Genomic DNA, 12,371 nt, shown 5'->3' on the forward strand with positions numbered 1-12,371 from the left:
GCCGAGTTCTGCGTAGTGTCCGCCGATTGAGCCGTGCACTTCGTGGGCGCCGGTGGCGGGGCTCCAGTAGATGGTGCCGCCAGTGTAGTTTTGGGCGCGGCCCCCTGCGATGTCATACGGGCTGCCGACCGGCGTGCCGAGGAACGATGCGCCGCCGCCGAGTTGCACGTAGTGCTGGTTGATCTCGTCGTCGCCAACCTGCCGGGCCACGATTGGCGCTGGAATGCTCTGCTGCGAGGCTGCCGCTGACGCTCCGGCCACGGGCGGACCCAGGGCGGTACCCCCGAGGCCGTTGCCGAGGGCGAGGGCCAAGGCCATTCCGAGGACGGCGGGTCGAGACCTGCGCATTGTGGCCCCTTCGTGCTGATCGAGACTTGCGAGCCTTGATCACGACGCTACGCCGGGGAGCCACGCCCGGGCAGGACCGGAAGTCCCGAATCTTTGCGGACCGTCCACCTGAGTTTCAGGGGCCTCCTACTTCAGGAACTTCGACGTCCTCCGGTCAGCCAGGATCTTCCCCTTCGTTTGGCACGTGGGACAGTACTGCAGGGCAGTATCCGCAAACGACACCTCATGGACGGTGTCACCGCAGACCGGGCAGGGCTGGCCCGCACGCGCGTGGACCCGCATATGGCTGCGTTTGACGTCCTTGAGGTCCTTCGGCGGCTTGCCGGCCGCCTCTGCCAGAGCTTCGCCCAGTACGCTGTGGATGGCGTCATACAGCACCTGAACGGTCTCCCGGTCCAGGGACTTAGCGACGGCGAACGGCGAGATCCGGGCGGCGTGCAGGATCTCGTCACTGTAGGCGTTGCCGATGCCCGCAATCACGCTCTGGCTGCGCAGGAGGCCCTTGATCTGCTGCGAACTGCCGGCCAGGATCTCTGCCAGCATGTCGGCGTCGAACGCCTCAGTGAAAGGATCCGGGCCCAGCGAAGCGATGCCCGGCACTTCCTGCGGATCACGCACCACGTAAACGGCCAGGCTCTTCTTGGTGCCTGCTTCCGTCAGGTCCAGGCCGCGGGGACCGCCGGGCCCGGAGAAAGTACACCGGACGGCGATGAGGCCCTTGCCCATCCTGAGCTGGCTGTCGGCCGGGGAATCCGTGAAGCGCACCCAGCCGGCCCGGGCCAGATGGAACACCAGGGAGATCCCGCCGGCATCGATGCTGATGAACTTCCCGAACCGACGGACGCCGGACACGGTGCGGCCCTCGATGGCGTTGAAGGGAGGATCCGCCGTCTTGAGCACCGCGAAGGAGACAACCTGGAGTTTGGTGACCGTGCAGCCGCGCAGCTGTTCGTCAAGGAACGTTGCCAGGCCTGCGACTTCCGGGAGTTCCGGCATGGCCTACCCCACCTTCCCCAAAGATGCTGCACCGGTGCTTGCACTCATGGTTCCATCTTGTCAGAAAGGCCCGTGCCGGCCCCGGCAGTTATGCCTATACTTTCACCGGCGGCCCGATTTTCCGGGCCCCTTGTGACATTGGCGCGTACCCCGATGAAAGGCCCCCCATGAGCAACATTCCCGAAGACCTGTCCTACACCGCCGAACACGAGTGGGTTACCGCCCCTAATGCCGACGGCGTGGTCCGCGTGGGAATCACGGATTTTGCCCAGGACGCGCTCGGCGATGTGGTGTACGCCCAGATGCCTGAGGTCGGCACGAAGATTACGGCAAACGAAGTTGTGGGCGAGGTCGAGTCCACCAAGAGCGTCAGCGACATCTACGCCCCGGTTTCCGGCGAAGTCGTGGCCCGCAACGACTCCCTGGACAGCGATTCGGCCCTGATTAACACCGATCCATATGGTGACGGCTGGCTCATCGAGATCAAACTGGCTGAACCTGACGCCGTTGAGTCGTTGCTCAGTGCATCCGAGTACGAACAACAGGTAGGCTAAAGCTAACCGGTATTTCCGGTCCGGCCCCGCATCGCGGGCATGACGTCTGCGCACGTCAAGGCCTGGATCGGGAGCCGGCGCCGGACCTGCCGGACAGGGCCGGCGAGTAACCGTTGGTTGCGGGTTGAGTGCCTGCAACGTCTATGAGGAGGAATCCATGGCTGGCCACAGACACAACCCTGCCGATGGGGAATACGGCACGGGTGCGGCTAGGTCGTCGGAGACCACCTCGATCCATCTCACCCCCGTCACTGACGAACCCATCGTCGCCCCCAAGCTCTCCTCGGAAGAGCGGAACTCCGTGGAGGCCCTGCCCGCCGGTTCGGCTCTGCTGGTTGCCCACAGCGGCCCCAACGCCGGTGCGCGCTTCCTGCTGGATTCGGACGTGACCACCGCGGGCCGCCACCCGGATGCGGACATCTTCCTGGATGACGTCACCGTGTCCCGGCGGCACGTTGAGTTCCGGCGCACCGCCCGCAGCTTCGAAGTGGTGGACAAGAACAGCCTCAACGGCACCTACGTCAACCATGACCGCGTGGACAGCGTGGAACTGAAGTCCGGCAGCGAAGTCCAGATCGGCAAATTCCGCCTCACCTTCTACCTGAGCCCTGCCACGGCTGCAGGCCGCAGCTGAACCGGGGACCGCTGCCTGTGGCAATGGCACAACCGGAACGGCGGGGCCCCCAGGTCCTGAACATAGGCGAAGTCCTCGCCCAGCTGAGCGCCGACTTCCCTGGTATGACCGCGTCCAAAATCCGGTTCCTGGAGGAAAAGGGCCTGATCAATCCGCGCCGCACTCCGGCAGGTTACCGCCAGTACTCCGACGGCGACGTGGAACGGCTGCGGTTCGTGCTGGCCCTGCAGCGCGACCAGTACCTGCCCCTGAAAGTCATCAAGGACTACCTTGACGCCATCGACAGGGGGGAGCGGCCGGAAAACCTTCCGCCCGGCGTCGTGGTTTCCCCCCGCATCGTCTCCGACGAACTCGCTGCCGAACTGCAGAACCGCGGCCGCAAACTGAGCGAGGAGCAGCTGCGCACTGAGTCCGGCGCCAGCGTGACCCTGCTCCAGTCACTCCTCAGCTTCGGCCTCATCAGCCACAGCAACGGCCATTTCGACGAACACGCGCTCCAGGTGGCCCGCGCCTGCGTCCAGCTGGAAAGCCATGGCCTGGAACCCCGGCACCTCAGGCCATTCCAGGCGGCGGCCGAAAGGGAATTCGGCCTGGTGGAACGCGCTGTTGCGCCCCTCGCTTCGCGCAGGGACTCGGCGTCACAGGCACGCGCGGCGGAGGCGGCCCGCGAGATCAGCGATCTTTGCCTCACCCTGCACCGGGCGCTGGTGCAGGACCACATCTCACGCATGGACATCTGATGATCGAAGTCGAGATTGTAGGCGTTCGCATTGAACTGCCATCCAACCAGCCACTGGTCCTGCTCAAGGAGATGCACGGCGAACGCCACGTTCCCATCTGGATCGGCACTCCGGAGGCCAGCGCCATTGCCCTCGCCCAGCAGGGCGTGGTCCCGCCGCGGCCCATGACCCATGACCTCCTGGTGGATGTGGTGGAGTCGCTGGGCCATTCCGTGGTCAGCGTTAACATCGTTGCCGTGGAGGACAACATTTTCTACGGGCAGCTGCAGTTCGAGAATGGCACTACCGTGAGCTCCCGCGCATCGGACGCGCTGGCTGTCGCGCTGCGCGCCAAGTGCCGGATCTGGTGTGCCGACTCCGTCATGGACGAAGCCGGAGTCCGTATCACCGAGCACGATGAGGGGGAGGACACCGAGCCTGGCCCCACTGCCGACGAGGAGCGCGAATTAAGGCGCTTCCGCGAATTCCTGGATGACGTGGAACCAGAGGATTTCGACGGCTAAGGTCACGTTAAGGTTAAAGTTAAGCCTGAATGTTTCGACACGCCTCTTCGAAGCCCCCAAGGTCTTTGACCTCGGGTCCCCCCGGGCCTAACGTCGAAGTATCAAGTTCCCTTGCTTACGGCAGCCGCGCAAGTCACACTGGAAAGTGCGCCCCGCGGAGAAATTACACCCATGGTCTTCACGCCACGGTTGCTGTACAAGTTCCGGGGGAGCGTACGACAAGGAGGATCCAGGTGAGTCCCAAAGGCGAAGCAGGCGGGCTAAAGCAGCCCACGGCCGGTGGTGCTGTGCCCGTGAGCGGTGCCCAGGGCCTCCTGTTTACCGAAGACCTGCCGGTACTGGACGAGGACGCCGGCTACCGTGGCCCCACCGCCTGCAAGGCTGCAGGCATCACCTACCGCCAGTTGGATTACTGGGCCCGCACCGGCCTGGTTGAGCCCGCCGTCCGCGGAGCTGCCGGCTCAGGCTCGCAGCGGCTCTACGGATTCCGCGACATCCTGGTCCTCAAGGTGGTCAAGAGGCTCCTGGATACTGGCGTTTCCCTTCAGCAGATCCGCACCGCCGTGGAACACCTCAGGGAGCGCGGCGTTGAGGACCTCGCGCAGATCACCCTCATGAGCGACGGCGCCAGCGTCTACGAGTGCACGTCCGCTGACGAAGTCATCGATCTGGTCCAGGGCGGCCAGGGTGTGTTCGGTATTGCCGTGGGCCGCGTCTGGCGGGAAGTTGAGGGCAGCCTGGCGTCGCTGCCCAGCGAGCACGCCGCCGAGCAGTCCTTTCCGGACGACGAACTGAGCAAGCGGCGGGCTGCCCGGAAGATCAGCTGACCCGCCTGCTACCCAAAAACCAGGGGCCGCCCTCCATCCGGAGGGCGGCCCCTGGTTCGTTCAAGGATTCAGCCACCTGTGACCCGTGGAACGCCCTGTTCAGCGGGCGCGGCTGCGGAGTCCGCTGCCGGCGGTCATCACGTTGGACAGCAGGTCGTCGAACAATTCAGCCGCGGACTTTGCCGAGTCGCCCGGCCAGTGGTGGACCGGGTGGGCTGCACCCTGGATCTGCTGCCAATTGGCCTGTTCGGGAATGCGCGGGCTCAGCAGCAGGTCGCCGAACATCGATTCCATTTCCGCGAGCCGGTACGTGTGCTCGGAGGACCCGCTCCGGACCCGGTTGGCCACAATTCCGGCCGGGGACAGATTCGGTGCGAATTCCCGCCTGAACAGCTGGATCGCCCTCATGGTGCGTTCGGTGCCGGCAACGGAGAACAGGCCGGGCTCGGCAACAAGGACCACTTTGTCACTTGCCGCCCAAGCGATACGGGTCAGTCCATTGAGGGAGGGAGGGCAGTCAACCAGCACCAGCTGGTAGTTTCCCGCGCCGGCGAGCACGGCCGAGAGCCGCCTAAGGTCGCGGCGGCCAAGATCCGGGCGGTCGTAGATTCCGGCGTAGGCGGAGCCGACGGCGACATCCAGGACAGCGGGCCCGGAACCGTTGGCGGGTGCACGGTCAGCCCAGCTGCTCCGCGCCACGTTCTCGGCCAGTTTCGCCCTGCGCGGGCTCTTCAGCATCCTGCCAATATCGAGCTGGTCACCGGGCTGTACTCCCAGTGCGGTGGTGGCGTCAGCATGCGGATCCAGGTCCACCACCAGCGTGCGGATTCCGGCGGCCAGCGCCGCAGACGCCAATCCTGTGGTGACGGAAGTCTTGCCGACTCCACCCTTAAGGCTGCTGATGCTGACTACTTGCACTTGAGAGACCAAAACCTAACGCCGGATGCCGTGTTGGGGGTATTGTTTGCCTCGGCAGAGCCGAAGCCGGACGGTCCTGCCGCCCTACTCATCATATGTTGATGCGTCGGCGAATCCTGCTTTATCGGGCGTCGGCATGGCACCGACTGTGCTGCCGGGGCGGTTTCCGCCAGCCAGGCTGAAAGCGTTCGGGACATGACGGGAAATTCTGTGACCGTGGACACAAAGATTTGTGTTTGTCCTTGCAGGTCTTAGACACTGTGACCACTCACCGATCCACCCGCGATGATGCAGGAGAAGTATGTTTTCCAAAGTTCTGGTGGCCAACCGCGGCGAAATCGCGATCAGGGCCTTCCGCGCCGGCTACGAGCTGGGCGCAAAGACCGTTGCCGTTTTCCCCCAGGAGGACCGTAACTCGATCCACCGCCAGAAGGCGGACGAGGCATACCTGATTGGCGAGGAAGGACATCCCGTCCGGGCCTACCTGGATGTTGCGGAGGTGGTGCGCGTCGCGAAGGAGTCCGGCGCAGACGCCATCTACCCCGGCTATGGCTTCCTCTCGGAGAACCCGGAACTGGCGCGCGCGGCAAAGGAAGCAGGCATCACCTTCGTTGGTCCGCCCGCGGAAGTGCTGGAGCTCGCAGGCAACAAGGTGGCGGCCCTGAAAGCCGCCCGCGAGGCCGGTGTACCGGTCCTGAAGTCCAGTGAGCCGTCCAAGGACCTGGACGAGCTGCTGGCTGCCGCTGATGAGATTGGTTTCCCCATCTTCGCCAAGGCAGTGGCCGGCGGCGGAGGCCGCGGCATGCGGCGGGTGGATACCCGTGAGGCATTGCCGGAAGCCTTGAAGTCGGCCATGCGCGAAGCCGACGCCGCGTTTGGGGACCCCACCATGTTCCTGGAACAGGCGGTCCTTCGGCCCCGGCACATCGAGGTCCAGATCCTCGCAGACGCAGAGGGCAACGTCATGCACCTCTTCGAGCGTGACTGTTCCATCCAGCGGCGGCACCAGAAGGTCATCGAGATCGCCCCCGCACCCAACCTGGATGACAACATCCGCCAGGCCCTGTACCGGGATGCCGTGAAGTTTGCGCGGGCGCTGAACTACGTCAACGCCGGTACCGTCGAGTTCCTGGTGGACACCGAAGGCGAGCGGGCGGGCCAGCACGTGTTCATCGAAATGAACCCACGCATCCAGGTGGAGCACACGGTCACCGAGGAAGTCACGGACGTGGACCTGGTCCAGGCCCAGATGCGGATCGCCTCCGGTGAGACCCTGGCCGACCTTGGCCTCTCCCAGGACACGGTCAGGCTGCGCGGTGCCGCCCTCCAGAGCCGCATCACCACCGAGGATCCGGCCAACGGGTTCCGGCCGGACGTGGGAAAGATCACCGGATACCGTTCTGCAGGCGGCGCAGGGGTGCGCCTTGACGGCGGTACGGTCTACTCCGGGGCCGAGATCAGCCCCCACTTCGACTCGATGCTGGTCAAGCTGACCTGCCGTGGAAGGGACTACCCGGCCGCGGTCGCCCGCGCCCGCCGCGCCCTGGCCGAATTCCGGATCCGCGGTGTTTCCACCAACATCCCTTTCCTGCAGGCTGTGCTTGATGACCCCGACTTCATCGCCGGCGACGTGGCCACCAACTTCATCGACCAGCGCCCGGAACTCCTCAAGGCCCGGGTCTCGGCGGACCGCGGCACCAAGCTCCTGACCTGGCTGGCAGACGTTACCGTCAACAAGCCCAACGGTGAATTGACTGTGCATTCGGACCCGGCCCACAAGCTGCCCGACGTCAAAGACGTGCCGGCCGCTGCCGGTTCGCGGCAGAAGCTCCTTGAGCTTGGCCCGGAAGGCTTTGCCAAGGCCTTGCGCGACCAGACTGCGGTTGCCGTCACCGACACCACCTTCCGCGACGCACACCAGTCCCTGCTGGCCACGCGTGTCCGCACCCGCGACCTCGTCGCCGCCGGTCCCGCCGTGACGGCCCTTATGCCGCAGCTGCTGTCCGTCGAGGCCTGGGGCGGCGCCACCTACGACGTGGCCCTGCGCTTCCTGGGCGAGGACCCGTGGGACCGCCTCGCGGCCCTGCGCAAGGCCATGCCCAACGTCTGCATCCAGATGCTCCTGCGCGGCCGCAACACCGTGGGCTACACGCCCTACCCGGAGGAAGTCACGGAGGCTTTCGTCAACGAGGCTGCCGCCACCGGCATCGACATCTTCCGCATCTTCGACGCCCTGAATGACGTCAACCAGATGGCTCCGGCCATCCGCGCCGTGCGGGCCACCGGCACCGCCGTTGCAGAGGTGGCCCTCTGCTACACCGGTGACATGCTGGACCCCAACGAGAAGCTCTACACCCTGGACTACTACCTGGGGCTGGCGCAGAAGATCGTCGACGCCGGCGCCCACATCCTGGCCATCAAGGACATGGCCGGCCTGCTCCGGCCCGCCGCAGCGGCCAAGCTTGTCGCGGCGCTGCGGGAGCGTTTCGACCTCCCCGTCCACCTGCACACGCACGACACCGCCGGCGGCCAGCTTGCCACACTCCTGGCGGCTGTCGACGCCGGCGTGGATGCCGTGGACGTGGCCTCGGCGTCACTGGCGGGCACCACCAGCCAGGTGTCGGCGTCGGCGCTTGTGGCGGCCCTGGCCCACACGCCCCGGGACACCGGCCTCAACCTGGAGGACGTCAGCTCGCTTGAGCCGTACTGGGAGGCAGTCCGCCGCGTCTACGCGCCGTTCGAGTCCGGCCTGCCCGGCCCCACCGGGCGCGTCTACAAGCACGAGATCCCCGGCGGACAGCTCTCCAACCTGCGCCAGCAGGCCATGGCCCTTGGCCTGGGGGAGCGCTTCGAGGCGATCGAGGACATGTACACGGCAGCAGACCGGATCCTTGGGCACCTGGTGAAGGTGACGCCGTCGTCCAAGGTGGTGGGCGACCTTGCCCTGCACCTGGTGGGCCTGAACGCGGATCCGGCCGACTTTGAAGCGAACCCGCAGAACTATGACATCCCCGATTCCGTTATCGGCTTCCTCTCGGGCGAGCTCGGTGATCCTCCCGGGGGCTGGCCGGAGCCTTTCCGCACCAAGGCCCTGCAGGGCAGGAGCGTGAAGGTTCGCGACGTGGAGCTCAGCGCCGAGGACAGCGCCGCGCTCAAGTCCGACTCCAAATCCCGCCAGCATACGTTGAACCGGTTGCTCTTTGACGGACCCACCAAGGACTACCTCAAGAGCGTGGAGACGTACGGCAATATCTCGGTCCTGGACACCCGTGATTACCTTTACGGGCTGCAGCGCGGCACCGAACACGAGATCCAGCTGGAGCGTGGCGTGCGCCTGATTGCCTCACTGGAGGCTGTGTCGGAGCCTGACGAGAAGGGCATGCGCACCGTCATGTGCACCCTGAACGGCCAGTCCCGGCCCGTGGTGGTGCGCGACCGGTCAGTGGTGAGCAACGTCAAGGCCGCCGAGAAAGCCGACCCCGCCCAGCCGGGCCAGGTGGCCGCTCCGTTCGCCGGTGCCGTCACCGTCACGGTCAAGCCGGGGGAGACCGTCAAGGCCGGAGACACCGTGGCCACCATCGAGGCAATGAAGATGGAAGCATCCATTACGACGCCGGTGGCCGGCAAGGTGACCCGGCTCGCCATCTCCGCCGTGGAGCAGGTCCAGGGCGGAGACCTGCTGTTGGTCATCGACCAGTAGGAATCCCTGGAGCCGGCGGAGGGGTTCTCCCGTTCGTGAACTGCTCCCCGGGCGCCGGACTGACGAATTCAGTTCCGGCGTCCGGGGAGCAGTTCTTTTATGGACAGGTGGCGTAACGCCGTTCAGGAACGCCGTGAAGCAGCGCTGGTCCGGTCAGGCCAGGAGCCAGCGCTTCCAGCGCGGCTGCTGCCCCGGTTCCGGCGTTGGTTCAGGCTCCGCCTCCGGCTCCTCGCCGAGGGCCAGGGCGGCCTCGACGAGGTCGTCCGAGGTGAGCGTCATGACGGCGTCGCGGTCCAGTGCGTCGAGGCTCTGACCTGCGTCGAGGGACAGGCGCAGCGCCTGGCGGTTGAGGGCCTGTTCGAACAAGGTGCGGGCAAACCGTGCGTTGCCCGAGTCCCCGCCCGCATGGAGCCCGGAGAGGATGCGGCGCAGCATCTGCTCTGCGTCCGGCTCCAGCACGTACCCGTTGTGGGCCAGCATTTGATGGAAAATCGTTTGGAGCGCGTCCACGGAGTAGTCGGGGAAGGTGATCTCGCGGGCGAACCGGGAGCGCAGCCCGGGGTTCGAAAGCAGGAAGGCCTCCATCAGCCGTGGATACCCGGCGACAATCACCACCAGTCGGTGGCGGTGGTCCTCCATCCGCTTGAGCAGGACCTCGATCGCTTCGGAACCGAAGTCCATCCGTCCGTCTTCCGGGGCCAGTGCATAGGCCTCGTCAATGAAGAGGACGCCGTCCAGCGCACGGCGGATCACGCGGTCGGTCTTGATGGCGGTCTGCCCGACGTACTGCCCCACGAGGCCGGAACGGTCCACCTCCACCAGATGGCCTTTCTGCAGCAGCCCCACAGCGCGGTACATTTCCGCCAGGAGGCGTGCGACGGTGGTTTTGCCGGTGCCCGGGTTGCCAAGGAACACCAGGTGCTGCGAGGTGGCCACCTCCGGCAGGCCGTGGGCCTTGCGGCGTGCCTGGACCTGGAGCAGTGCCACGAGGGCACGCACTTGTTCCTTGACGGTCTCCAGTCCCACCAGGGCTTCGAGCTCGGCCTGCACCTCGGACAGCGGCCGGGCCGGCCCGGGCCTTGACCCCATGAGATCGCCCACCAGGTCGTCGACGCGTTCGGAGCCGGGCAGCTTGAGCTGATCGGCCAGGTGGCCGATGGTCTCGCGGAGATCGTCGAGCGGTTTTCGACTGGCAGCCATGCGTCCACTGTAGACCCCGCGTCCCTGGCGGAGGCGGTCCGGGAAACAGGTAAGGGTCCTCCCTGACAGGGAGGACCCTTACCTGTCATGCCGTAGTCAGGGGCGGGGAGCCGAGTACATTTCCTCGATGACGGTTTCGAAGTCCTTCATCACCTGTGCCCGCTTTACCTTCATGGACGGAGTCAGGTGACCGGAGGCTTCGGTGAAGTCGGCCGGGACGATCCGGAAGGACTTGATGGCCTCGGCCTGGGAGACAGAGGTATTCGCTGCGGTAATCAGGTCCTGGATGGCGGCTTTGACCACCGGGTTCGAGGCCGCCTGATCCAGGGTGGTGTCCGCAGGGAGGCCGTGGCGCTGGAGCCAGCCCGGCAGGGCTTCCTGGTCCAGGGTGACCAGGGCCCCGATGAAGGGCCGGTTGTCGCCCACCACCAGTACCTGCGACACCAGGGCGTCGGCACGGATCTGGTCCTCCAGCAGTGCCGGGATGACGTTCTTGCCGCCGGCGGTGACAATGATTTCCTTCTTGCGGCCGGTGATCCACACGAACCCTTCGTCATCCAGGCGCCCGATGTCCCCGGTGTGGAACCAGCCGTCGGTGAACGCTTCGGCGGTGAGGTCATCCCGGCGGTAGTAGCCACGCATGACGCAGACGCCCTTGGCCAGGATCTCGCCGTCGTCGGCAATCTTTACCGCGTTGCCCGGCAGGGGCTTGCCCACGGAGCCGATCTTGATCCGCGACGGGGTATTTACTGTGATGGGCGCGGTGGTCTCCGTGAGGCCGTAGCCCTCCAGCACCTGCAGCCCGATGCCCTGGAAGAAGTGTCCCAGCCGCTCGCCCAGGGGTCCGCCGCCGGACACGGCGTGGGCCACATGCCCACCCATGGCAGCCCGGAGCTTGCCGTAGACCAGTTTGTCGAACAGGGCGTGGCGCAGCTTCAGCCCCAGCCCCACCCGTCCGTCCTGCCGGGCCTTCGAGAATGCGATGGCAGTATCGGCGGCCCGGTGGAAGATGGCGCCCTTGCCGCTGTCCTCGGCCTTGGTCAGCGCCGAGTTGTAGACCTTCTCGAAGACCCTGGGTACCGCAAGGATGAACGTCGGCTCATAGCTCTGCAGGTCGGCCAGGAGGTTCTTGATGTCAGGGGTGTGGGCCACGGTGGTTCCGGCTGCCATGGCCAACACGGAGATGAAGCGGGCAAACACGTGCGCCAGGGGCAGGAACATGATGGTCTTGGCCTTCTCATGCACAATTTCGCCGATGATCGCCAAGGCGTTGTCCGAGAGTTCCACGAAGTTGCCGTGGGTCAGTTCGCAGCCCTTGGGGCGCCCCGTGGTTCCGGACGTGTAGATGATCGTGGCCACGTCCTGCAGGCCGGCCGTTCTGCGGCGTGCCTCGAGTTCCTCGTCGCTGACTCCGCGGCCCGCCTCGCGAAGGCCGTCCAGCCCCTGGCCCTCAAGCTGCCACACGTGCTGCACGTCCTTCAGGCCCTCGGCAGTGACAGCCTGGCGGATAACGTTCTCGTGGTGCGCTGATTCGCCGAAAGCGGCAACGGCGCCGGAGTCACCGAGGTTCCAGGCCACCTGCGACGGTGAGGACGTTTCATAGATGGGCACTGACACGGCGCCTGCGAACCAGATGGAAAAATCCACGAGAGACCACTCGTAGCGGGTGCGGGACATGATGCCCACACGGTCACCCGCGCCCACCCCGCTTGCCATGAGGCCCTTGGCCAGGGCCTTGACGTCAGCCAGGAATTCAGTGGCGGACACGTCGCGCCATGATCCGGCGGAATCCAGGCGTGAAAACAGTGCCGGGTTGCTGGCTTTGTCCGCCTGGCGCAACACCAGGTCGGTGATGTTGGTAGTGGGTGGGACAACAACCAGGGGCGGAACACTGAATTCGCGCACAATAGCTCCTTTGATATCTGAAGTCCCGCACAGGGGTTTTGCCTAA

At 65.6% G+C, this 12,371-nt stretch carries 10 protein-coding genes and 1 pseudogene; 6 read left to right on the forward strand and 5 right to left on the reverse strand.

Going from position 1 to position 12,371, the window contains the following annotated elements; translation table 11 throughout:
• Both HNO81_RS11540 and HNO81_RS11545 read right to left on the reverse strand, forming a co-directional pair.
• Nucleotides 1-348, reverse strand: a pseudogene (locus HNO81_RS11540) (hypothetical protein); the annotation flags it as partial.
• A 126-nt stretch (nt 349-474) separates the two neighbouring features.
• Nucleotides 475-1,344, reverse strand: coding sequence for an Fpg/Nei family DNA glycosylase (locus tag HNO81_RS11545; RefSeq protein ID WP_175318270.1), 870 nt, complete (start codon nt 1,342-1,344; stop codon nt 475-477).
• A gap of 167 nt (nt 1,345-1,511) precedes the next feature.
• Here HNO81_RS11545 and gcvH point away from each other — a divergent pair, with 167 nt between their 5' ends.
• The 5 genes from gcvH to HNO81_RS11570 all read left to right on the forward strand — a co-directional run bounded on the left by gcvH (nt 1,512) and on the right by HNO81_RS11570 (nt 4,602).
• The gene (gene gcvH, locus HNO81_RS11550; protein ID WP_159632264.1) at nt 1,512-1,898 is read left to right on the forward strand and encodes a glycine cleavage system protein GcvH; all 387 of its coding nucleotides are present in this window, start codon (nt 1,512-1,514) and stop codon (nt 1,896-1,898) included.
• A gap of 157 nt (nt 1,899-2,055) precedes the next feature.
• Nucleotides 2,056-2,532, forward strand: coding sequence for an FHA domain-containing protein (locus HNO81_RS11555; RefSeq protein ID WP_175318271.1), 477 nt, complete (start codon nt 2,056-2,058; stop codon nt 2,530-2,532).
• 23 nt (nt 2,533-2,555) lie between these two features.
• Nucleotides 2,556-3,272 (forward strand): MerR family transcriptional regulator, encoded by a 717-nt coding sequence (locus HNO81_RS11560; protein ID WP_175318272.1) that lies wholly within the window; start codon nt 2,556-2,558, stop codon nt 3,270-3,272.
• Nucleotides 3,272-3,775 carry a bifunctional nuclease family protein gene (locus HNO81_RS11565; RefSeq protein WP_175318273.1) on the forward strand — a complete coding sequence of 168 codons (504 nt, stop codon included), beginning with the start codon at nt 3,272-3,274 and terminating at the stop codon, nt 3,773-3,775. Before HNO81_RS11560 ends, HNO81_RS11565 begins: the two co-directional genes overlap by 1 nt.
• A gap of 233 nt (nt 3,776-4,008) precedes the next feature.
• The gene (locus HNO81_RS11570; protein ID WP_175318274.1) at nt 4,009-4,602 is read left to right on the forward strand and encodes a MerR family transcriptional regulator; all 594 of its coding nucleotides are present in this window, start codon (nt 4,009-4,011) and stop codon (nt 4,600-4,602) included.
• Between the two features lie 99 nt (nt 4,603-4,701).
• Here the strand turns inward: HNO81_RS11570 and HNO81_RS11575 are convergent, their stop codons facing one another.
• Entirely contained in the window at nt 4,702-5,520 is an 819-nt protein-coding gene (locus tag HNO81_RS11575; protein WP_175318275.1) for a ParA family protein, read from the reverse strand.
• A 301-nt stretch (nt 5,521-5,821) separates the two neighbouring features.
• Here HNO81_RS11575 and HNO81_RS11580 point away from each other — a divergent pair, with 301 nt between their 5' ends.
• Nucleotides 5,822-9,220 carry a pyruvate carboxylase gene (locus HNO81_RS11580; protein ID WP_175318276.1) on the forward strand — a complete coding sequence of 1,133 codons (3,399 nt, stop codon included), beginning with the start codon at nt 5,822-5,824 and terminating at the stop codon, nt 9,218-9,220.
• A gap of 153 nt (nt 9,221-9,373) precedes the next feature.
• On the opposite strand, the gene HNO81_RS11585 is transcribed toward HNO81_RS11580, so the two are convergent.
• Both HNO81_RS11585 and HNO81_RS11590 read right to left on the reverse strand, forming a co-directional pair.
• Nucleotides 9,374-10,420 carry an AAA family ATPase gene (locus HNO81_RS11585; protein WP_175318277.1) on the reverse strand — a complete coding sequence of 349 codons (1,047 nt, stop codon included), beginning with the start codon at nt 10,418-10,420 and terminating at the stop codon, nt 9,374-9,376.
• A gap of 96 nt (nt 10,421-10,516) precedes the next feature.
• A complete protein-coding gene (locus tag HNO81_RS11590; RefSeq protein ID WP_175318278.1) occupies nt 10,517-12,325 on the reverse strand; it encodes an AMP-dependent synthetase/ligase in 1,809 nt (602 codons plus the stop codon).
• Nucleotides 12,326-12,371: the final 46 nt, after the last annotated feature.

Origin of the sequence: Pseudarthrobacter sp. C4D7, from assembly GCF_013359725.1 — a bacterium.
In the GTDB taxonomy this organism is placed as follows: domain Bacteria; phylum Actinomycetota; class Actinomycetes; order Actinomycetales; family Micrococcaceae; genus Arthrobacter.